We start from the raw sequence: 19,609 nt of genomic DNA, 5'->3' as shown, positions 1-19,609 counted from the left end.
GGATCACCCCTCTCGCTTGTGAGAATACCATTCTCGTTTTGGGAAACTGAAGTTCTCTTCCGAGATCACGGGGTCGAGTTCCACGCCGAAGGTGTTGAGGGCCATCGTGAGCATCGTGTAGGCGCCGATGGTGAAGACCAGGTCCATGAGCTGGCGTTCGTCCAGGTCGACGGCGAGCGCCGCGTAGGTCGAGTCCGACAGGCCAGAGTCGGTGTCCAGTTCGTCCACCGCCCGGTTGAGCAAGGTGTCGGCGCCGGTGCGGACTTCCTCGATCTCGGCCTCGGTCACCCCGAACTTCCGGCCGATCAGGACATGGCTGGCCCACTCGTACTTGCTGCCCCGCCGCCACGCGACGCGCATGACGGCCAGCTCGCGGACGCGCACCGGCAGGGTCGAGGTGTTGAGGTGCATGTTGAACGTCAGGAACGCTCGCGCCAGGGCCGGATGCCGCTGGAAGATCCCGAGGACGTTGGCCTCCGGCAGCTTCTTGGGGTGGTTGATGACCGAGAACAGGTCGTGGTCCCACTCGTCGTACGGCACCGGGGAGATGCGCACGGCGTTCTCGGCGGTGGTCCCGCCGTTCTCGCCGTGAGCGGTCGGGCTCTCGTCGTGTTGGCTCATGTGTTCCGCCCGCCGTTCACGCCCAGGATCTGACCGGTGATGTAGCCGGCCTCCTCGGAGGCGAGGAAGGAGCAGGCGGCGGCGATGTCCTCGGGGCGCCCGACGCGGCGTACCGGAGTGCGCTGGATGTGCTCCTCGACCGTCCCGCCGAGCAGTTGTCGCTCCTCCGAGCGGCGCAGCATGGGGGTGTCGATGAAGCCGGGCGGCACCGCGTTCACGGTGATGCCCTGCGGCCCCAGCTCCAGGGCCAGTGCCTTGGTGAGCCCGTTGACCGCCGACTTGGCCGCCACGTAGTGCGTCATGAACGGCTGGCCGGAGTGCGCGCTGGACGAGGAGATGTTGACGATCCGCCCCCAGCGGGCCTCCACCATGTCCGGCAGGACGGCCTGGACGCAGTGGAAGACGCCGTTGAGGTTGACGTCGACGACCCGCTGCCAGGCCTCGAAGGTGAGGTTGGCGAAGCGCTTGTAGCCCTCCATTCCCGCCGCGTTGACCAGAACCGTGACCGGACCGAGCCGCTCCCGGACCTCGGCCAGCGCCTCGTCCACCTGAGCCCGGTCGGAGACATCGGCCTTCCGGGAGAAGCCCCTGTCGGACGGATTGAGGTCGAGGGTGGCGACCTGGAGACCGTCGGCCTCCAGGCGCTCTGCGATGGCCCGTCCGATGCCGGAGCCGCCGCCTGTGACGAGGGCTGTCCTCATACCGGAACCCCCTTCGTCTCGATCATGAAAATCTCCCTTCCGAATCTGAGAAGCGTATTCTCGTCTCCCGTGCTTCCGGAAGTCCCCCGCAGGCGGGGGCTGTTCGCCGCCCTCCGTGCGCCCGCCACCCAACCGGTCGGGATGACATTCTCGCTTCCGGATGGTTGATTCGCGTATAAGGAGAATGTAGTTTCCGCTTCATTGGAGCAAGCCGCCCATCCATGCGAGGAGAACAGGATGCGGTTCCAGGACAAGGTGGCGATCGTCACCGGAGCGGGACAGGGAATCGGCGAGGACTACGCCCGGGCGCTGGCCGCCGAAGGGGCACGGGTCGTGGTCGCGGACATCAACGAGGAGCAGGGGCAGCGGGTCGCCAAGGAGCTGGGGGACTCCGCGCTCTTCGTGAAGGTCGACGTCGGAGACCCCGCCTCGGCCGACGCGCTGGCCGCCGCCACGGTCGCCGAGTTCGGCCGCATCGACTACCTGATCAACAACGCCGCGATCTACCACAGCATGCGGCGCGAGGGCCTGACCACCGTCGACCTCGACTATCTCAACCGCTTCATCCAGGTGAACCTGATGGGCGCCCTGTACGTCACCCGGGCCGCCGTCCCGCACATGGGCGAGGGCGGCGCGATCGTCAACCAGTCCTCCGCCGCCGCCTACATGGCCAGCGGCTACTACGGCCTGGCCAAGATCGGCATCAATCACCTCACCGCGTCCCTCGCCGCCGAACTCGGCGGCCGGGGCATCCGCGTCAACGGCATCGCCCCCGGCCCCACCGACACCGAGGCCACGGCGACCGTCGTACCGGTCGAGTTCCAGGAGCGGATGACCCAGGCCCTGGCCCTCAAACGGATGGGCACACCGGGCGACCTGACCCCCACCGTGCTGTTCCTGCTCTCCGACGACGCCGGCTGGCTCACCGGACAGACCATCAGCGTGGACGGCGGACAGGTGGTACGGCTGTGACCCGCCTTCTCATCAACGGCCAACTGGTCGACGCGGAGCGGACGTTCCCCTCCCTCAACCCCGCCACCGGCGAGGTCCACGGCCAAGCCCCCGACGCCACCACCGCCCAGGCCGAGGCTGCCGTAGCAGCCGCCCGCACCGCCTTCGACACCACCACCTGGTCCACCGACGTACAGCTGCGCATCCGCTGTCTCGACCAACTGCACCAGGCGCTCCTCGACCACGTCGAGGAGCTGCGCGAGCTGACCATCGCCGAGGTGGGCGCGCCCCGCATGCTCACCTACGGCCCCCAACTCGACGACCCCGTCAAGCTGGTGCGCTTCTACGCCGACCTGCTGCGCAAGTACCCGTTGACCGAGGAGCTGGGCGAGGTAGAGATCCGGGGCCAGCGTCACCGCCGTTGGGTGGAGAAGGAGGCCGCCGGGGTCGTCACCGCGATCATCGCCTACAACTACCCCAACCAACTGGCCCTCGCCAAGCTCGCCCCCGCCCTCGCGGCCGGCTGCACCGTCGTGCTCAAGGGCGCCCCGGACACCCCGCTGACCACCCTGTTCCTCGGGCAACTCATCGCCGAGCACACGGACTTCCCGCCCGGCGTGGTCAACGTCCTCACTTCCTCCGGCGCCGAGGTCGGCGAGGCGCTCACCACGCACCCCGACGTCGACATGATCACCTTCACCGGTTCCACCGCGACCGGCCGCCGCATCATGGAGGCCGCGAGCCGCACGGTGAAGAAGGTCTTCCTCGAACTCGGCGGCAAATCCGCCATGATCGTCCTCGACGACGCCGACTTCGCCACCGCCGCCATGTTCGCGGCCGGCACCATCTGCTCCCACTCCGGCCAGGGCTGCGCGCTCACCTCACGGCTGCTCGTGCCCAGGGAACACCACGACGAACTCGTCGAGAAGGTCGCGGCGGGCCTCGCCCGTATCCCACTCGGCGACCCCGTCGACCCCAAGACCTTCGCGGGCCCGCTCATCAGCGAACGCCAGCGCGACAAGGTCGACGGAATGGTGCGCAGGGCCGTCGCGGCAGGCGCGAACCTCGTCACCGGCGGCGAGAAGGTCGATCCCGGCTTCTTCTACAAGCCGACCCTGCTCAGCAACGTCGACCCGGACAGCGAGATCGCCCAGGACGAGGTCTTCGGACCCGTACTCGTCGTCATTCCGTACGACGACGATGACGACGCCGTGCGCATCGCCAACAACTCCGTCTTCGGCCTCTCCGGCGGTATCCAGAGCGCCGACGACGAGCGGGCCATTGCCCTCGCCCGCCGGATCCGCACCGGCACCTTCAGCATCAACGGCGGCAACTACTTCGCCGCGGACGTGCCGTTCGGCGGCTACAAGCAGTCCGGCATCGGCCGGGAGAGCGGTGTTCCCGGACTGGAGGAGTTCCTGGAGTACAAATCCTTCGCGGTCGTGGTCCGGTCATGAGGCCCCTCGAAGGCATCCGCGTCCTCGAAGTCGCCATGTACGGCTTCGTGCCCTCGGCGGGAGCCGTCCTCTCCGACTGGGGAGCGGACGTCATCAAGGTCGAGCACGCCGTTACCGGCGACCCGCAACGCGGTCTCCGCCAGACCGGCACGATGCGCGTCGAGGGCGACCCCAACCCCAACGTCGAGCACGCCAACCGCGGCAAGCGCAGCCTCGGACTCGACATCTCCAAGCCCGAGGGCAAGGAGGTGCTGTACGAACTGGCCCGGCACGCCGACGTGTTCCTGACCAGCTTCCTTCCCGGCCACCGGGACAGGTTCGGCATCGACGTCGACGACATCCGTACCGTCAACCCCCGCATCGTCTACGCCCGGGGCAGCGCCTTCGGGCCACGCGGACCGGAGGCGGTAAAGGGTGGCTACGACATGACGGCGTTCTGGGCCCGCGCCGGCACCGCCGCGAGCATCACCCCCGAAGGCACCGACGGCATCATCAACCCGCCGTCGCCCGCCTACGGCGACACCATCTCCGGCACCAACCTCGCCGGCGGCATCGCGGCCGCGCTCCTCAAACGCGAGCGCACCGGCGAACCCTCGGTCGTGGACGTCTCCCTGCTCGGCAGCGGCCTGTGGGCGATGGGCCACGCCACCGCGCTCTCCCTGCACCTCGGCAAGCCCTGGCTCCCGCCGCCCGTCGGCACCCACGGTTCCGTGGCGAACCCCCTGTCCGGGCTCTACGAGACCTCCGACGGCCACCATCTGGCGTTCGTCATGATGCAGCCCGGAAAGTTCTGGGCCGATGTGTGCCGGCACATCGACCGCCCCGAACTCGCCGACGACCCCCGCTTCGACACCGCCGAGCACCTCGTCGCGAACACGGCGGAGGCCGTCAAGATCCTCCGCGAGGTCCTCGCCACCCGCACCCTCGCGGAGTGGAGCCGGCGCTTCGCCACCCTGGCCGGGCCCTGGGCCCCCGTGCAGAACTCCCTGCAAGTGGGCGACGACCCGCAGATCAGGGCGAACGAGTACCTGCTCCCGGCAGGAGAGCTCGAACTGGTCTCCAGCCCCGTGCAGTTCGACGTACAGGCCCCGCACCTCGCACCCGCACCCGAGTTCGCTGCCCAGACCGAGGAGATCCTCCTCGAACTGGGCCTGGACTGGGACCGCATCATCGCGCTCAAGGCCGCCGGCGCGGTCACCTGATCACCCGACAGCGAGACTCACATTCTCAACGAGGAGAACCGATGAGACGCTTGCTCATCCCCGCGCTGGTCCTGGCCCTCGCGGCCGCGGCGGGATGTTCCGGCCGCACCAAATCCGCGGACACCACCAGCCCTTCGACCACCGGAGCCGCCGACACCGCGACGGCCGACTTCGGCACCCTGAAGTCCGTCTGCGGCAAGGGCACCGCCAAGACCGTCACCGGCCAGGGCGTCACCGCCACCGACATCAAGGTCGGCGTCTTCACCGACGTCGGGTTCACCAAGAACCCGGAGTTCGAGAACGCGGCGAAGGTCTTCAGTTCCTGGTGCAACGCCGCGGGTGGCATCAACGGCCGCAAGATCACGCCCGTGACGCACGACTCCCAGCTCATGCAGGTCAACCAGCAGATGATCGCGGCCTGCCGCACCGACTTCTTCGAGGTGGGCGGCGGCGCCGCCCTCGACGGCCTGGGCGTCAAGACCCGCCTCAAGTGCCTGCTCCCCGAGTTCCCGGCACAGGTCACCTCCGAACTCGGCGCGGACCTCCAGGTGATGAGCCAGGGCGCCTCCACCGGCTACTCGCCCTACGCCGGCTACTACTCCTGGCTGCTCAAGGAGGCGTACCCGTCGTCGGCGAGCGGTGTCGGCATCATCACCGGAGACGTGCCCGTCACCAAGGCCCTCGCCGCGCAGGACAAGGAAGTCCTCACCGCGATGGGCGGCAAGGTCACCTACTCCGACCTCTACCCCGCCCAGGGCGTCTCCGACTGGACGCCGTACGCCCAGTCCATCAAGACGAAGAAGGTCAAGGGACTCGTCTTCCTGGGGGACTTCACCCAACTGGCGAAGCTGGAGCAGGCGCTCACCAACATCGACTACAAGCTCGACTGGATCGACGCCAACAACAACGCCTACGGTCCCGCGTTCCTCAAGCTTGCCGACACCGCGCTGAGCGCCCAGACCAACTTCGCCTCCATCGACGGCACTTACCCCCTGGAGAAGGCCGACGACAACCCGGCCACCAAGGAAATGGTCGCCCTGTTCAAGAAGTACGCGCCCGACGCGCAGATCACCCTGCCCGCCGTGCACGCCTTCTCCAGTTGGCTGCTGTTCGCCACCGCCGCCCGTGACTGCGCCGAACTGACCCGCAGTTGTGTCCTGGCGAACGCCAAGAAGCAGACCGAGTGGACCGGGGGAGGGCTCCAGGCCCCGGTGAACCTGTCCTCGCCCGACGAGCCCGTGAAGTGCTTCAACGTCGAGAAGGCCACCACCAGCGGCTGGGTGCCTGCGGACTTCAAGCCCACCGAAGGCGCCTACCGCTGTGACGCGCCCGTCTACAAGTTCACGGGCAACTACGGCAAGCCGGTCACGCTCGCTGACGTCGGCAAGTCGCTGTCCGACCTCAAGTAGGCACACCTCGCCCCCCGTTCACCGCGGCAGGAAGGAAGGACCGTGAAGGTACGAGTCGACCCCGAGCGCTGCCAGGGCCACACGCTCTGCGCGATGCACGCTCCGGACAGCTTCGAACTCAGCGAGATCGACGGACACTCCTCGGTCATCGACGAGGACGTCCCCGCCGACCAGGAGACGGCCGTGCGTGAAGCGGTCCTGTCCTGCCCGGAACGGGCCATCTCCCTCATCTCCTGACCCCACCTCAGCCACCGAGCGGGAGAGGACTCCGCATGACCACGGACGACGCGGCCGTCGACGACGACGGCGGCCGCAAGCACCACCTGGTGCACTTCGACCGGCACACCCCCGACTACCGCGACCGGTTCGAGGAGATCACCCACGAGTTGCACGGCCGGTGCCCGATCGCCTGGACGGAGGCCCACGGCGGCCACTGGGTGGCCAGCGGCAACCGTGAGGTGTTCGAACTCGCGAGGTCCGCCGAGTTCCTCTCCAACGACCACGACGTGAAGAACGAGCGGCGCGGCTACAAGGGCATCTCCATCCCCCCGCCGCCCCGCGCCCGCGAAGCCCGGGGCGGCTTCCTGGAGATGGACCCGCCGGAGCAGCGGCACTACCGGCAGACCCTCAACCCCTATCTGTCACCGGCGGCCATCCAGCGCTGGATCCCGTTCGTCGACGAGGTCGTCCGCGCCAGCATCGACGAGAAGATCGAGACCGGGCGCATCGACTTCGTCGACGACCTCGCCAACATCGTCCCGGCCGTGCTCACCCTGGCGATGATGGGCATCCCCCTGGCGCACTGGACCATCTACAACGAACCTGCCCACGCCTCCGTCTACACACCCCCCAACTCACCGGACATGCAACGGGTGTTGGACCTGAGCCGCAAGATGGGCATCGACCTCATGGCCCAGCTCGCGGAGATCCGCAAGAATCCCCGCCCAGGCCTGGTGGACGCACTGGTCCGCGCCGACATCAACGGCCGCAACCCGGACGACGGCGAACTCCTCGGCGTGTGCGCCCTGTTGATCGGCGGCGGCTTCGACACCACCACCGCCCTCACCGCCCACTCCCTCGAATGGCTCTCCCAACACCCCCGGGAACGCGAGCGGTTGAGCCGCGAGCGGAAGACCCTCCTGGACTCAGCGACCGAGGAGTTCCTGCGCTTCTACACCCCGGCACCCGGAGACGGCCGTACCATCACCGCCGACTGCGAGATCGCCGGCACCGAGTTCAAGGAGGGCGAACGCCTCTGGCTCTCCTGGGCGATGGCCAACCGGGACCCCTCGGTCTTCCCCGACCCGGACACGATCGACATGGAACGCAAGGGCAACCGGCACAGCAGCTTCGGCCTCGGCATCCACCGCTGCATCGGCTCCAACGTGGCCCGCACCGTGTTCAAACGGATGGTGACGGCCGTACTGGACCGCATGCCCGACTACCACTGCGACCCCGAAGGCGCCGTGCACTACGAGACCATCGGCGTCATCCAGGGCATGCGCCACCTCCCGGCGACCTTCACCCCCGGCGAGCGGCTCGGCGCCGGGCTCGACGAGACCCTCGCCGAACTCCAGAAGGTCTGCGACGAACAACGCCTCGCCGAACCGGTCACCATCCGCAAGTCAAAGGCACGGATCGACACATGACAGAGCATCAGCGTCCCGGTCCGGTGGTCACGGAGGAGAACGAGTTCTTCTGGACCTCCGGCGCGGACGGCCGGCTGCGGCTGGCGGAGTGCGGGTCCTGCGCGGCCCTCATCCACCCGCCGCAGCCGGTCTGCCGGTACTGCCACGGGCACGACATCGGTGTCCGGGCCGTCTCCGGCTTCGCGACCCTGATCGGCTTCACCGTCAACCACCGCTTCGCCCTGCCCGGCCTGCCCGCACCGTATGTGGTGGCGCAGGTCGCGGTGGAGGAGGACCCCCGGGTCCGGCTCACCACCAACGCCGTCCAATGCGAGCCTGACGAGCTGGAGTTGGGCCTGCGGATGGAGGTCGTCTTCGAACAGGTCGAGGACGCCTGGCTGCCCCTGTTCCGCCCGGCCCCCGACCAGCCGCCCGCCCGCCCGCTGCCGCTCGGTGAGGAGGAGACCCTCCAACTGGCCCGTCGCGTACGGCCGATGGTGACCACGGAGAAGTTCGAGGACAAGGTCGCGATCACCGGCGTAGGCGCTTCCGAACTGGGGCGCCGCCTGCTGGTCCCTCCCGTGTCCCTGACCGTCCAGGCCTGCGAGCGCGCGATCGCCGACGCCGGACTCACCGCCGCCGACATCGACGGCCTCGCGACCTACCCCGGCCCCACCCCGCACGGCGGCTTCAGCGAGGGCGGAGTGACCGCCCTGGAGTCGGCCCTCGGTCTCGAACCCACCTGGTACAACGGCGGCGGAGAGACCTTCGGCCCCGGCGGCTCACTGGTCTCCGCGATGCTCGCCGTCGCCGGTGGCCTCGCCCGACATGTGCTGTGCTTCCGTACGGTGTGGGAGGCGTCGTACGGCGAACTCGTACGGCGCGGACGCGTCGCAGTGGATCAGCCGCGCCAACTGGACGGCTGGATCAAGCCGTTCGGCGGTGTCTCGGCGGCGCACACCCTCGCGCAGAACGCCCAGCGCCACTTCCACCGCTACGGCACCACCCGCGAGACCCTCGGCTGGATCGCCCTCAACCAGCGGGCCAACGCGGCGCTCAACCCCACCGCGATCTACCGCGAGCCGCTCACCATGGACGACTACCTGAGCGCCCGCCCCATCACCACACCCTTCGGCCTCTACGACTGCGACGTACCCTGCGACGGCGCGGTCGCGGTGATCGTGTCGGCCGTGGACACCGCCCGGGACCTGGCCCAGCCGCCCGTCTTCGTCGAAGCCGTCGGCACCCAGCTCCTGGAACGCCTCGAATGGGACCAGAGCACCCTCACTCACGAACCCCAAGTCCTGGGCCAGTCCGCCCACTTGTGGTCACGTACCACCCTGCGCCCGCAGGACGTCGACATCGCCGAACTCTACGACGGCTTCACCTTCAACTGCCTGTCCTGGCTGGAGGGGCTGGGATTCTGCGGCATCGGCGAGGCCAAGGACTTCCTGGACGGCGGCAAGAACATCGCCCGCGACGGCATCCTGCCTCTGAACACCCACGGCGGACAGCTCTCCCACGGCCGCACCCACGGCATGGGGCTGGTCGAGGAGGCGATCGTCCAACTGCGCGGTGCGGCCGGGGCACGGCAGGTGCCGGGCGCGCGGATCGCGGCGGTCAGCACCGGCGGCCTCGCTCCGAGCGGTGTGCTCCTCCTTCGGGCGGACGGATGAACTCCCGTACCACGAACGTCGTTTCGCATGTCGTCGACGTCGACGGCGTCCCCGTGTCGGCGCTGCTGTGCGAGGCCCGCGACCCGCGCGCGGTCGTCGTCGCGCTGCACGGGGGAGCGGTGACATCGAGCTACTTCGACTACCCGGACCAGCCCCGGCTGTCCCTCCTGCGCACCGCCGCGGCACTCGACTTCACCGTCGTCGCCATCGACCGTCCCGGATACGGAAGTTCGGCTCCGCACGCCGAGAGCATGGCTTCCCCCACACGGCGCGTCGACCTCGCCTACGGAGCCGTCGACCGACTGCTCGCCGCCCGTCCGCGCGGGGCGGGGCTGTTCCTGTGGGCGCACTCGATCGGCTGCGACCTGGGCGTCCGCATGGCGGGCGACGAACGACGGAACGACCTTCTCGGCCTGGAGATCGCTGGTACCGGCCGCCACCACGCCCCCGGGGCCGTCGAGATCCTCGACTTCAGACGGCGCGACCCCGCCGTGCCGAGACGGCCCGGACCCGGCCTGCGCGACCTGCTGTGGGAACCCTCGCGCCTGTATCCGGACGACGTCATCGGGGCCGCCCGCATCCAGTCCCCGGGCCCGCGCTACGAGTCCACCGTGGCCCGCCGCTGGCCGCTGGCGTTCGCCGAACTCGCCGCCCGGGTAAGGACTCCCGTCCACTACACGCTCGGCGACCACGAACGCGTATGGAGTTCCGGTCCCGAGGCCCTGGCCGACATCGCGAGCCTGTTCACCGCCTCCCCGCGGGTCGTCACCGACGAACAGGCCGACGGCGGCCACAACTTGAGCATCGGGCGCACCGCGACCGGGTACCACCTGAAGATCCTCTCGTTCGTGGAGGAGTGCGTTCTCGGATACGAGAACGACGGGATCGACCATCTGCCACGGAGGGCCGGATGACTGACGCCGACATCGCGGTACTGCTGCTCGTACGCGTGGTCGTAGGACTGATCATGATCATGCACGGGCTCAACCACTGGCGCGGCGGCGGCCGTATCGAGGGCACCGCCCGCTGGTTCACCGGACTCGGCCTCAGGCAGGGTGTGCTGCAGGCCTGGATGAGCGTGCTCACCGAGGTCGCCGCGGGCGTCCTGCTGATTCTCGGTCTCCTCACCCCGCTGGCCTGCGCGGCCGTGATCTCGGTGATGCTGGTCGCGGGCCTGCTCGCCCATCGGCCCAACGGCTTCTTCGTCTTCAAGGACGGCTACGAGTACGTCCTCACCCTGGCCGTCGTCGCCCTGGCGCTGGCGGTACTGGGCCCCGGCCGCTGGTCCGTCGACCACGCGGCCGGCATCGACGTGACCGGCTGGACCGGCGGAGCCGTCGCGCTCGGCGTGGCCGTGGCGGCGACCGCGGGACTCCTGGGCACGTTCTGGCGACCGGAACCGAAGACCGAGGCCACGCCAAGCACGGATGCCGAGGCCGTGCCCGCTCCGGAGTCGGTCGACCAGGAGGCCCGCTGATGCGCGTCGGATTCATCGGGCTGGGCAGCCAGGGCGCGCCCATGGCGCGCCGGATCGTCGAGGCCGGCTTCGCCACGACCCTCTGGGCACGCCGCCCGGCCACGCTCGCCGCGTTCACGGACACACCTGCGCGGCAGGCCGCGTCTCCCGCCGAACTGGCCGCTGCCAGCGACCTGGTGTGCGTCTGTGTCGTCGACGACGCCGATGTCGAACAGGTCGTCACCGGCGAACAGGGCGTACTGACCGGCCTGCGCCGGGGCGGCGTGATCGCCGTACACAGCACGGTCCATCCCGACACCTGCCGACGGCTCGCCGAACGGGCCGAGGCGCACGGCGTCTCCGTGGTCGACGCACCCGTGAGCGGCGGCGGACAGGCGGCCGCCGAGGGCCGGCTGCTGGTGATGGCGGGCGGCGAGTCCGGCACGGTCGCCTACTGCCGCAAGGTGTTCGAGGCCTTCGGCGATCCGGTCGTGCACATGGGCCCGCTCGGCTCGGGACAGATCGCCAAGCTCCTCAACAACCTCCTGTTCACCGCGAACCTGGCGACCGCCGCCGACACACTGGCCCTCGCGCCGGAGTTCGGCATCGACCGGGGCGCCCTCGCCGAGGTCGTCCTGCACGGCAGCGGAGCGAGCTTCGCGCTGGACCGGGTGAAGGAGGGCGGCGGCACCCTCGACCGCCTCGCGGAGCGCGCCGGACCACTCCTCCGCAAGGACGTGAAGCTGCTGGCGGGCCTCGCCGACACGGCGGGCGTGCCGACCGGCTCGGTACTGGCGGCGGCCGACGCGGCCCTCGACCACATGGGACAAGGACGCCTCACGGCGAACGCGACTCCCGCTCCACGAAAGTGAAAACGGCCTTCTTGTGACCGGAGAAGATTGATATCGTCGCTCGTCGTCAGACTGGTGACGGAAGGGAACCGTGCACACCGTGAAGGACTTCGAGGCGATCGACTTCTTCCAGGACGACGAGGTCGTCGCGGACCCCTATCCCTACCTGGAGGCCTTGCGCGGCAAGTGCCCGGTGCTGCGCGAGAGCCACCACGACGTGACGATGGTGACGGGGTACGACGAGGCGATCCAGGTCCTCAACGACTCCGACACCTTCTCGTCCTGCCTCTCGGTGACCGGCCCCTTCCCCGGGTTCCCCGTCCCGCTCGAAGGCGACGACGTGAGCGCGCTGATCGAGCAGTACCGCGACCAGCTCCCGATGAGCGACCAACTGCCGACGCTCGACCCACCGATGCACACCGATCACCGCGGACTGCTGATGCGGCTGATCACCCCGCGCCGCCTCAAGGAGAACGAGGCGTCGATGTGGCACCTCGCCGACGCCCAGCTCGACGCGTATCTCGCGGCCGGCGAGGGCGACTTCATCAGCGGGTTCGCCGGCCCCTTCACCCTGCGGGTCATCGCCGACCTGCTCGGCGTGCCCGACGAGGACCGCAACTCGTTCGTCGAGGGCCTCGAACACCGGCCGCAGGCCGGCATCGGGAGCACCGACGGCGAGGTGTCGTACTCACCGCTGGAGTACCTGTACGGGCAGTTCTCGGCCTATGTCGAGGAGCGCCGACGCGAACCCCGCGAGGACGTGATCACGGGCCTGGCCACCGCGAAGTTCGCCGACGGCTCGACCCCCGACGTCGCCGATGTCGCGCGCGTCGCCACCAACCTGTTCGCGGCCGGCCAGGAGACCACCGTCCGGCTGCTGAGCAACGCCCTCAAGCTGATCGCCGAAGACCCCGATCTGCAGCGGCTGTTGCGCACCGAGCGCGAGCGCATACCGAACTTCATCGAGGAGACGCTGCGCACCGAGAGCCCGATCAAGGGCGACTTCCGGCTCTCCCGCGTCCCGTCCACGGTCGGCGGCGTCGACCTCCCCGCCGGCACCACCCTCATGGTCCTCAACGGCGCCGCCAACCGCGACCCGCGCCACTTCGAGGACCCGGAGACCTTCGACCCGGCCCGCGCCAACGCCCGCCACCACCTCGCCTTCGGCCGCGGCCCGCACACCTGCCCCGGCGCCCCGCTCGCCCGCGCCGAGGCCCGCGTCGGCATCGAACGCATCCTCGACCGGACGACCGACATCAGGATCTCGGAGCGCGTGCACGGCCCCGCCGACGCGCGGAACTACCGCTACCTGCCGACGTACATCCTGCGCGGACTCACCCATCTGAACCTGGAGTTCACGCTCGCCGAGGAGTCCGCGCGATGAAAGCCTCCGTAGACCCGGACCGCTGCCGGGGCCACGGAATCTGTTGGTCGATCTGCCCCGAGGTGTTCGACCTGACAGACGACGGATACGCCGAAGTCCTGCTGCCCGAAGTCCCCGCGGAGCATCAGGAGGCGGTCCGTGAAGCTCAGGGCAGTTGCCCGGAGCGTGCGATCACAGTGAGTTAGAGGAGAACGAGTACATGCCCAAGGGCTACGTGATTGTGACCGAGGTCATCAAGGACCCGGCCGGGATGGCCGCCTACGGTCAGGCAGCGGGGGCGTCGATCGTCCAGGCCGGCGCGTCCATCCTCGCGGTCGACGGACGGCCGGAGGTTCTTGAGGGCGAGTGGCACGGGGACCAGACCGTCATTCTCGAATTTGAATCCGTGGAAGCGGCGAGGGCCTGGTACGAGTCGGAGGAGTACGGGCGGGCGAAGCCCCTGCGGCAGGCCGCGGCCGAATCGCGCGTCGCGATCGTCGCCGGCTTCGAGATGCCGTCGCAGGGGGAGTGACATGGAACTGTCCTGCGGCCTGCCACCTGGCCCCGACTTCGCCGAACTCGTCGTACTCGCCGAGGAGTTGGGCTACTCACGGGCATGGATCTACGAGTCGGCCCCGCTGTGGGAGGACCCCTTCGTCCACCTCGCGCTGGCCGCCCGGGAGACATCCCGCATCGGCCTGAGTTCGGCCGTCCTCGTGCCGGACCAGCGCTCGGTGATGGCGATGGCATCCGGGATCGCGACGATCGCCCGCCTCTCCGAGGGGCGTTTCCGCGCCTGCTTCGGTACGGGCTTCACCGCGCGCCTGGCCATCGGCCAACGCCCCATGAAACTCACGGCACTTGCCGAGTACGTCACGGCACTGCGCGGCCTGCTGGCCGGGGAGACCGTGACCGTGGACGGCAGCCCGGTCCGCATGCTGCACGCGAGTGACCGCGCAGCACCCCGCCCGCTCGAAGTCCCCCTGTGGCTCAGCGTGTTCGGACCCCGGGGAGCCGAGCTGGCCGGAGAGGTCGCCGACGGCATCATCGGCCCCGTCCACCCCACGCTGCCGTCCGCGATGATCGTGTCCGGCACCGTGCTCGACTCCGGCGAGGAACCGGGATCGGACCGGGTGCGCGAGGCCATCGGCCCGTGGCGGGTCATCCCCTGGCACGAGGCCTACGCCTCACGCGGCGCCGAGGCGGTCGACGCGCTGCCCGGCGGCGAGGCCTGGCGCAAGACCCTCGAATCACTCGCCCCCGAGGGCGAACGCCATCTCCTGGCCTTCGAGAGCCATGTCACCGGGCTCACCGACCGGGACCAGGAACTCCTCCCGCACATCGACCTCACCAGTCTGGTGGCGGACGCGCCGGGCATCGGAGCGCAGTTGGCCGCGCTCGACGCGGCCGGATTCCAGGAGATCGTCTACACACCGTCCGGGCCCGACGTGGCACGCGAACTGCGCGCCTTCGCCGACGCACACCGGCGGACGGCAGGTTAGAGACACCTCCCCCCGGATGGCCGGAAGGGTCGCCACACCGCCACGGCAACCGTAAGGTCACGACCGTGTTGCCGAGGTGGAAGGGGTGCTCCATGACGACGACCCGACACGAGGAGATCCTTGTGGCCGCGCTCGCGGTGTTCGCCGAGCGCGGCTACAAGAAGGCATCCATCGACGCCGTGGCCGAGCGCGCCGGCCTGACCCGCCAGGGCGTCCTGCACTACTTCCCGAGCAAGAAGCGACTGCTCCTCGCCCTCGTCCAGCTCCGCGAGGACCTCGCCCGCGAACACCTTGCCGCCCTCCACGCGGACGCCGGCAAGGACCTGCCCGGACTGCTCGCCGAGGTCATCACCTACGACCACAGGAACCCCGGTCTCGCGCAGATCCACAGCGTGCTCGTCGCCGAGGGCGTCACCGGCGGCGACGAGGTGCAGCGGTTCTGCCACGACTACTACCGGGCGATCCAGGACCACACCATCGAGCACCTCACCGGCCTCTACGGCGACCGACTGCCCAGCGGCCTGACTCCCCGGGCCGCCGCCACGGCCGTGGTCGCCATGCTGGACGGGGTCCAGCAGCAGTGGATGCTCGACGAGGAACAGACCGACTACCCCGAGATCATCCGCGAGGTGATGGGCGTGCTGCTCGGGCCCATGCCTGTATGAAATCGGCCATGGCCGTGACGCTCTCGGGATGCAGACTCACCGCGTCCGGCCGTACCCGGAGATCCACCGTGACCCCGGAACGGGCCGCGCGGGCGGCGAACGACAGGGAGTCGTCCAGCAGCGGATCGGTCCCCGCCACCAGGAGCTGGATCGGCGGCAGCCCGTGCAGGTTGGCGTGCAGCGGGCTCAACAGCGGGTTGGTGCGGTCGGCGCCGGCCGCGAACCGGGCCGCGTGCAGCCGGAGTTCGTCGAAGTCGAAGCCGGGATCGGCGGCCGCGTTGAGCAGCAGACTCGGCGCGTCCAGCGTCAGATCGAGCAACGCCGAACTCAGCACCGCGCACTCCGGCTCCCGCGCTCCCATGTCCCGCAGCCGCACCAGCAGCGAGGCCGCGAGCCCCGCACCCAGCCGCTCGCCCGCCAGTGCGACCGGACCACGGGCCTGGCACGAGCTGTACACGGCATGCACGTCGTCGAGCGCCCCGGGGAACGACGACCGGTAGCGCGGGCACACCACGACCGCCCCCGTGCGCAGCGCGAGCCGCTCGGCCAGGTCCACCGCCGACTCCGGCGAACCCGACAACTGCCGGTCCCCGTGCAGATACAGCACCACCAGATCGGTCGGATCCGGCGGCCGGACGATCGGCCCGACCGGGCTCGACTCGACCCGCACCCGACCGTCGCCGGCCGCCGGACGGTCCGTATGCGCGCGTACGTCGCTCAGGTCGGCGCCCGCTCCGGTCGCCCCAACTCGTGTGTCACCCACGGGACATCACCCTCTCCGCTGCCTGCCAGTGCTCGTCGGACACCCAGAGCCGGGCGAAGGCACGCGCGGCCTCCTCCTCCGGGACGGCTCCGCTCATCACCCGTTTGATCTCCCGTGCCGGATGGGTGGCCAGCGATCTGGCCAGGGTGCGCCAGCCCTCGGCGAACTCGGCGCGCGGCAGCACCAGATCGAGCAGTCCGACGCGGTGCGCCTCGGCAGCGTCGAGCACCGTCCCGGCACCGGCGAGCATCAACGCCCTTCCCCCGCCGAGCAGTTGGGCGAGCCGCTCGGCGCCGCCCCAGGCGGGCATGATGGCCAGGGCCACCTGGTTGAAGCCGATCCTGATGTCGTCGGCGGCGACCCGGATGTCGGCGGCCACCGCGACCTCGGCGCCACCGCCGAACGCGTGTCCGTTCAACGCGGCGATCACCGGCCCGGGGAAGCCCGCGATGCGATCGCAGATCCCCCTCATCCGCAGGGCCATGGCCATCGCGTCCTCCTCGGTCCGGATCGCGCTCAACTGCTTGAGGTCCCCGCCCGAGACGAACGCCCGGTCGCCGGCGCCCGTGATGACCAGGGCCTTGGCGCCCGCGGCCGCGTCGAGCACCTTGTCGAGTTCGTCCATCGTCGTGGGGGCGATGGCGTTGCGGGCCTGCGGGCGGTCGATGGTGACGACCGCCAGGCCCTCGTCGAGTTCGAGATCTACGTCCATGGCCTCAGTCCTCGTAGACGACAGTGACGTGCGGTGCGGTCGGCTCGCCCTGGCAGGTCAGGACCCAGCCCTCGGCGATCTCGTCCTCGTCGAGCGCGTTGTTGACGCGCATCTTGGCCTCGCCTTCGGTGACTTGGGCGATACAGGTGGCGCAGTTGCCCGCCTCGCAGGAGAACGGCGGGGCCAGACCTGCCCGACGCGCGCTCTCCAGAAACGTCTCGCCGGAGCGCTGCGCGAGCGTGTGCCGCTTGCCGGAGAGCACGAGCGTGAGCGTGCCGTCCTGTTCGGGGGCCTCTTCGGGTGCGGGCGGGGGATCGGTGGTCTGCGCGAACCGCTCGACGAAGATCTGCTCCGGGAGGACTCCACGGTCGAGAAGCGCGTTCTCCACCAACTCCATGAAGGGCGCGGGTCCGCAGAGGTAGAAGTCCGCGTCCGTGTCGCCGCCCACGAACTCCCGCACCGATTCCCCGGTGACGAACCCCTGCAAGTCGTCCAGGTGGTGCCGGATCTCGAAGCGGTCCGGATACCGCTCGGCCAACTCGCCGAGCGCCGCCGCGAAGATGACGGCGGCCGCGTCCCGGTCGGCGGCCAGGACCCGCACCCGGCGTCTGGTGCCGGCCAGCGCGGACTTCGCGAGCGAGAGGATCGGTGTGATCCCGCTGCCACCGCAGAACGCCACCACCGGAACACCGATGTCACCGCCCGCCTCGCCGCCTTCCCGGAGGCAGAACACTCCTGCGGGCAGCGTTGTCTCGACGACATCGCCGGGCGCGAGATGGTCGTGCATCCAGTTGGACACCAGACCGCCCGAAACCCGCTTCACCGTCGTCATCACCTCGGTGTCCGTCTCCGGCGCACTGGACATCGAGTAGCTGCGCAGCGTGCCGCAGGCCTTGATCGTCACGAACTGGCCCGCCCGGTAAGGGAAGGGCGCGTCGAGTACGTACGTCCGTGTGTCGGGCGTCTCCTGGATGATCCGTGTGATCCGCACCGGGTGGAACCCGTGGTCTCGTCCCATGTATGGAATTTACCTTCTCGCTCTGAGAGAGTGCAATTCTCAATGACGAGAGGAAGTTCCTGTCGTGCGAACGATCCCCGCTGAACTGGTCAACCGCTATGAGGCGGAAGGCTGGTGGACCAGGGAGACGATCGGTGACCTGCTGGCGCGGGGACTGACGGCGGCCCCGGAAGCCGCGTTCCGCGTGCACTCGGCGGTCCGGCCCTGGGAAGGCACCTTCGCCGAGGTCGAGCTGACGGCCCGTCGACTCGCGGCCGGCCTGCGCGAGAGGGGCGTCGGCCCCGGTGACGTCGTGGCGCTCCAACTGCCCAACTGGATGGAGGCCGCCGCGGCCTTCTGGGCGTCGGCGTTCCTCGGTGCGGTCGTGGTGCCAATCGTCCACTTCTACGGACGCAAGGAAGTCGGCTACATCCTGGACACGGTCGAACCCAAGGTCTTCGTCACCGCCGAACGCTTCGGACACCTGCGCCACGACCCCGAGTTGAGCGCGAAGATCCCCGTGGTCGGCGTCGTGGGCCGGGACTTCGGCGACCTGCTCGCCGACGAACCACTGCCCGGCGTCCTCCCGACGGACCCCTCCGGACCCGCGCTGATCGCCTTCACCTCCGGAACGACCCGCGATCCCAAGGGAGTTGTGCACAGCCACCGCACCCTGGGCTTCGAGACCCGTCAACTGGCCGGCCGCTACCCGCCCGACCGGGGCCACCAGCTCACCTCCGCGCCCGTCGGCCACTTCATCGGCATGGTGAACGCCTTCCTGATCCCCGTGCTCGACGGCAGCCCCGTGAACCTCGCCGACACCTGGGACCCGGGCCTCGCCCTGGAGTTGATGGCCCGCGACGGCCTCACCGTCGGAGGCGGCGCCGCCTACTACATGACGAGCCTGCTCGACCACCCCGACTTCACGCCCGCCCACCTGACCCGCATGAAGTACGCGGGCCTCGGCGGCGCGGCCGTCCCGAACACGGTGACCAGACGGCTCGCGGACCTCGGCATCACCGTCTTCCGCGCCTACGGCAGCACCGAGCACCCCTCGATCACCGCCTCGGCCCACACCGCGCCCGAGGGCAAACGGCTCTACACCGACGGAGACGCGCTGACCGGAGTGGAGATCCGGCTGGCCGATGACGGCGAGATCCTCAGCCGCGGCCCGGACCTGTGCCTCGGCTACACCGACCCGGCCCTCACCGAGCGCGCCTTCGACGCGGACGGCTGGTATCACACGGGCGACATCGGTGAACTCGACGAGGACGGCTACCTCACCATCACCGACCGCAAGGCAGACATCATCATCCGAGGCGGCGAGAACATCGGCGCGCTGGAGGTGGAGGAGGTGCTCCTCGCCCTGCCGGCCGTCGCCGAGGCCGCGGTGGTGGCGGCGCCGGACGCCCGCCTCGGCGAACACGCGGCAGCCGTCGTACGACTGCGGACGGGCCGGGCCGAGCCCACCCTCGACGAACTCCGCGCCCACTTCGCCTCGGTGGGCCTCGCCCGGCAGAAGTGGCCGGAAGAACTGCATGTCGTCGACGACTTCCCGCGCACCGCCAGCGGCAAGGTTCAGAAGTTCGTTCTCCGTAGGGATATTGCAGCCCATCAAGAGTGAGAATAGGATTCTCGTAATCTGCGAAGGAGGA

21 protein-coding genes are annotated in these 19,609 nt (G+C 69.6%); 16 read left to right on the top strand and 5 right to left on the bottom strand.

Annotated elements, in window-relative coordinates; genetic code table 11:
* Positions 1 to 3: 3 nt before the first annotated feature.
* Entirely contained in the window at positions 4 to 621 is a 618-nt protein-coding gene (locus tag ABZT04_RS21775; protein ID WP_356058467.1) for a carboxymuconolactone decarboxylase family protein, read from the bottom strand.
* The gene (locus tag ABZT04_RS21770; protein ID WP_356058466.1) at positions 618 to 1,322 is read right to left on the bottom strand and encodes an SDR family NAD(P)-dependent oxidoreductase; all 705 of its coding nucleotides are present in this window, start codon (positions 1,320 to 1,322) and stop codon (positions 618 to 620) included. The genes ABZT04_RS21775 and ABZT04_RS21770 overlap by 4 nt, the downstream gene beginning before the upstream one ends.
* 237 nt (positions 1,323 to 1,559) lie before the next feature.
* Here ABZT04_RS21770 and ABZT04_RS21765 point away from each other — a divergent pair, with 237 nt between their 5' ends.
* The 15 genes from ABZT04_RS21765 to ABZT04_RS21695 all read left to right on the top strand — a co-directional run bounded on the left by ABZT04_RS21765 (position 1,560) and on the right by ABZT04_RS21695 (position 15,482).
* A complete protein-coding gene (locus ABZT04_RS21765; protein WP_356058464.1) occupies positions 1,560 to 2,294 on the top strand; it encodes an SDR family oxidoreductase in 735 nt (244 codons plus the stop codon).
* Positions 2,291 to 3,730 carry an aldehyde dehydrogenase family protein gene (locus ABZT04_RS21760; RefSeq protein ID WP_356058463.1) on the top strand — a complete coding sequence of 480 codons (1,440 nt, stop codon included), beginning with the start codon at positions 2,291 to 2,293 and terminating at the stop codon, positions 3,728 to 3,730. The genes ABZT04_RS21765 and ABZT04_RS21760 overlap by 4 nt, the downstream gene beginning before the upstream one ends.
* Positions 3,727 to 4,932 (top strand): CoA transferase, encoded by a 1,206-nt coding sequence (locus ABZT04_RS21755; RefSeq protein ID WP_356058461.1) that lies wholly within the window; start codon positions 3,727 to 3,729, stop codon positions 4,930 to 4,932. The genes ABZT04_RS21760 and ABZT04_RS21755 overlap by 4 nt, the downstream gene beginning before the upstream one ends.
* A 41-nt stretch (positions 4,933 to 4,973) precedes the next feature.
* A complete protein-coding gene (locus tag ABZT04_RS21750; RefSeq protein ID WP_356058460.1) occupies positions 4,974 to 6,341 on the top strand; it encodes an ABC transporter substrate-binding protein in 1,368 nt (455 codons plus the stop codon).
* A 42-nt stretch (positions 6,342 to 6,383) separates the two neighbouring features.
* On the top strand, positions 6,384 to 6,578 hold the full coding sequence (locus ABZT04_RS21745; protein ID WP_356058458.1) for a ferredoxin: 195 nt from the start codon (positions 6,384 to 6,386) through the stop codon (positions 6,576 to 6,578).
* A 35-nt stretch (positions 6,579 to 6,613) separates the two neighbouring features.
* Complete coding sequence (locus ABZT04_RS21740; RefSeq protein ID WP_356058456.1) at positions 6,614 to 7,990, top strand: cytochrome P450; 1,377 nt, start codon at positions 6,614 to 6,616, stop codon at positions 7,988 to 7,990.
* The gene (locus ABZT04_RS21735; protein WP_356058455.1) at positions 7,987 to 9,645 is read left to right on the top strand and encodes an OB-fold domain-containing protein; all 1,659 of its coding nucleotides are present in this window, start codon (positions 7,987 to 7,989) and stop codon (positions 9,643 to 9,645) included. Before ABZT04_RS21740 ends, ABZT04_RS21735 begins: the two co-directional genes overlap by 4 nt.
* The gene (locus ABZT04_RS21730; protein WP_356058454.1) at positions 9,642 to 10,559 is read left to right on the top strand and encodes an alpha/beta fold hydrolase; all 918 of its coding nucleotides are present in this window, start codon (positions 9,642 to 9,644) and stop codon (positions 10,557 to 10,559) included. The genes ABZT04_RS21735 and ABZT04_RS21730 overlap by 4 nt, the downstream gene beginning before the upstream one ends.
* Entirely contained in the window at positions 10,556 to 11,122 is a 567-nt protein-coding gene (locus ABZT04_RS21725) for a DoxX family protein (RefSeq protein ID WP_356058452.1), read from the top strand. Before ABZT04_RS21730 ends, ABZT04_RS21725 begins: the two co-directional genes overlap by 4 nt.
* On the top strand, positions 11,122 to 11,973 hold the full coding sequence (locus ABZT04_RS21720) for an NAD(P)-dependent oxidoreductase (RefSeq protein WP_356058450.1): 852 nt from the start codon (positions 11,122 to 11,124) through the stop codon (positions 11,971 to 11,973). Before ABZT04_RS21725 ends, ABZT04_RS21720 begins: the two co-directional genes overlap by 1 nt.
* Positions 11,974 to 12,043: 70 nt before the next feature.
* On the top strand, positions 12,044 to 13,336 hold the full coding sequence (locus tag ABZT04_RS21715; RefSeq protein WP_356058448.1) for a cytochrome P450: 1,293 nt from the start codon (positions 12,044 to 12,046) through the stop codon (positions 13,334 to 13,336).
* Complete coding sequence (locus ABZT04_RS21710) at positions 13,333 to 13,521, top strand: ferredoxin (RefSeq protein ID WP_356058447.1); 189 nt, start codon at positions 13,333 to 13,335, stop codon at positions 13,519 to 13,521. Before ABZT04_RS21715 ends, ABZT04_RS21710 begins: the two co-directional genes overlap by 4 nt.
* A gap of 14 nt (positions 13,522 to 13,535) precedes the next feature.
* Positions 13,536 to 13,847, top strand: a complete 312-nt coding sequence (locus ABZT04_RS21705; RefSeq protein ID WP_356058446.1) for a DUF1330 domain-containing protein — start codon at positions 13,536 to 13,538, stop codon at positions 13,845 to 13,847.
* A 1-nt stretch (position 13,848) separates the two neighbouring features.
* Entirely contained in the window at positions 13,849 to 14,817 is a 969-nt protein-coding gene (locus tag ABZT04_RS21700; RefSeq protein WP_356058445.1) for an LLM class flavin-dependent oxidoreductase, read from the top strand.
* A 92-nt stretch (positions 14,818 to 14,909) separates the two neighbouring features.
* Positions 14,910 to 15,482, top strand: coding sequence for a TetR/AcrR family transcriptional regulator (locus ABZT04_RS21695; protein ID WP_356058444.1), 573 nt, complete (start codon positions 14,910 to 14,912; stop codon positions 15,480 to 15,482).
* Here ABZT04_RS21695 and ABZT04_RS21690 read toward each other — a convergent pair.
* Genes ABZT04_RS21690 through ABZT04_RS21680 form a run of 3 tightly spaced genes read right to left on the bottom strand, consistent with a single transcriptional unit; the run spans position 15,436 to position 17,975 of the window.
* On the bottom strand, positions 15,436 to 16,245 hold the full coding sequence (locus ABZT04_RS21690; protein WP_356058442.1) for an alpha/beta hydrolase fold domain-containing protein: 810 nt from the start codon (positions 16,243 to 16,245) through the stop codon (positions 15,436 to 15,438). The genes ABZT04_RS21695 and ABZT04_RS21690 overlap by 47 nt on opposite strands.
* Positions 16,238 to 16,957, bottom strand: coding sequence for an enoyl-CoA hydratase/isomerase family protein (locus ABZT04_RS21685; protein ID WP_356058440.1), 720 nt, complete (start codon positions 16,955 to 16,957; stop codon positions 16,238 to 16,240). The genes ABZT04_RS21690 and ABZT04_RS21685 overlap by 8 nt, the downstream gene beginning before the upstream one ends.
* Before the next feature lie 4 nt (positions 16,958 to 16,961).
* Entirely contained in the window at positions 16,962 to 17,975 is a 1,014-nt protein-coding gene (locus ABZT04_RS21680; protein WP_356058438.1) for a ferredoxin--NADP reductase, read from the bottom strand.
* A gap of 64 nt (positions 17,976 to 18,039) precedes the next feature.
* On the opposite strand from ABZT04_RS21680, the gene ABZT04_RS21675 reads away from it, so the two are divergent.
* Complete coding sequence (locus tag ABZT04_RS21675; RefSeq protein ID WP_356058436.1) at positions 18,040 to 19,578, top strand: AMP-binding protein; 1,539 nt, start codon at positions 18,040 to 18,042, stop codon at positions 19,576 to 19,578.
* Positions 19,579 to 19,609 lie beyond the last annotated feature (31 nt).

Source organism: Streptomyces sp. NPDC005492 (assembly GCF_040605995.1).
Classification (GTDB): domain Bacteria; phylum Actinomycetota; class Actinomycetes; order Streptomycetales; family Streptomycetaceae; genus Streptomyces.
The sequence above is the reverse complement of the archived record's forward strand: the minus strand, read 5'-3'. Positions and strand labels throughout refer to the sequence as shown.

Excerpts from the sequence above, each read along its gene's own strand:
- ABZT04_RS21705 (WP_356058446.1), top strand. The coding sequence starts at position 13,536 with ATGCCCAAGGGCTACGTGATTGTGACCGAGGTCATCAAGGACCCGGCC.
- ABZT04_RS21775 (WP_356058467.1), bottom strand. The coding sequence starts at position 621 with ATGAGCCAACACGACGAGAGCCCGACCGCTCACGGCGAGAACGGCGGG.
- ABZT04_RS21710 (WP_356058447.1), top strand. The coding sequence starts at position 13,333 with ATGAAAGCCTCCGTAGACCCGGACCGCTGCCGGGGCCACGGAATCTGT.
- ABZT04_RS21735 (WP_356058455.1), top strand. The coding sequence starts at position 7,987 with ATGACAGAGCATCAGCGTCCCGGTCCGGTGGTCACGGAGGAGAACGAG.
- ABZT04_RS21730 (WP_356058454.1), top strand. The coding sequence starts at position 9,642 with ATGAACTCCCGTACCACGAACGTCGTTTCGCATGTCGTCGACGTCGAC.
- ABZT04_RS21740 (WP_356058456.1), top strand. The coding sequence starts at position 6,614 with ATGACCACGGACGACGCGGCCGTCGACGACGACGGCGGCCGCAAGCAC.
- ABZT04_RS21685 (WP_356058440.1), bottom strand. The coding sequence starts at position 16,957 with ATGGACGTAGATCTCGAACTCGACGAGGGCCTGGCGGTCGTCACCATC.
- ABZT04_RS21750 (WP_356058460.1), top strand. The coding sequence starts at position 4,974 with ATGAGACGCTTGCTCATCCCCGCGCTGGTCCTGGCCCTCGCGGCCGCG.
- ABZT04_RS21695 (WP_356058444.1), top strand. The coding sequence starts at position 14,910 with ATGACGACGACCCGACACGAGGAGATCCTTGTGGCCGCGCTCGCGGTG.
- ABZT04_RS21770 (WP_356058466.1), bottom strand. The coding sequence starts at position 1,322 with ATGAGGACAGCCCTCGTCACAGGCGGCGGCTCCGGCATCGGACGGGCC.
- ABZT04_RS21755 (WP_356058461.1), top strand. The coding sequence starts at position 3,727 with ATGAGGCCCCTCGAAGGCATCCGCGTCCTCGAAGTCGCCATGTACGGC.
- ABZT04_RS21765 (WP_356058464.1), top strand. The coding sequence starts at position 1,560 with ATGCGGTTCCAGGACAAGGTGGCGATCGTCACCGGAGCGGGACAGGGA.
- ABZT04_RS21720 (WP_356058450.1), top strand. The coding sequence starts at position 11,122 with ATGCGCGTCGGATTCATCGGGCTGGGCAGCCAGGGCGCGCCCATGGCG.
- ABZT04_RS21680 (WP_356058438.1), bottom strand. The coding sequence starts at position 17,975 with ATGGGACGAGACCACGGGTTCCACCCGGTGCGGATCACACGGATCATC.
- ABZT04_RS21700 (WP_356058445.1), top strand. The coding sequence starts at position 13,849 with ATGGAACTGTCCTGCGGCCTGCCACCTGGCCCCGACTTCGCCGAACTC.
- ABZT04_RS21725 (WP_356058452.1), top strand. The coding sequence starts at position 10,556 with ATGACTGACGCCGACATCGCGGTACTGCTGCTCGTACGCGTGGTCGTA.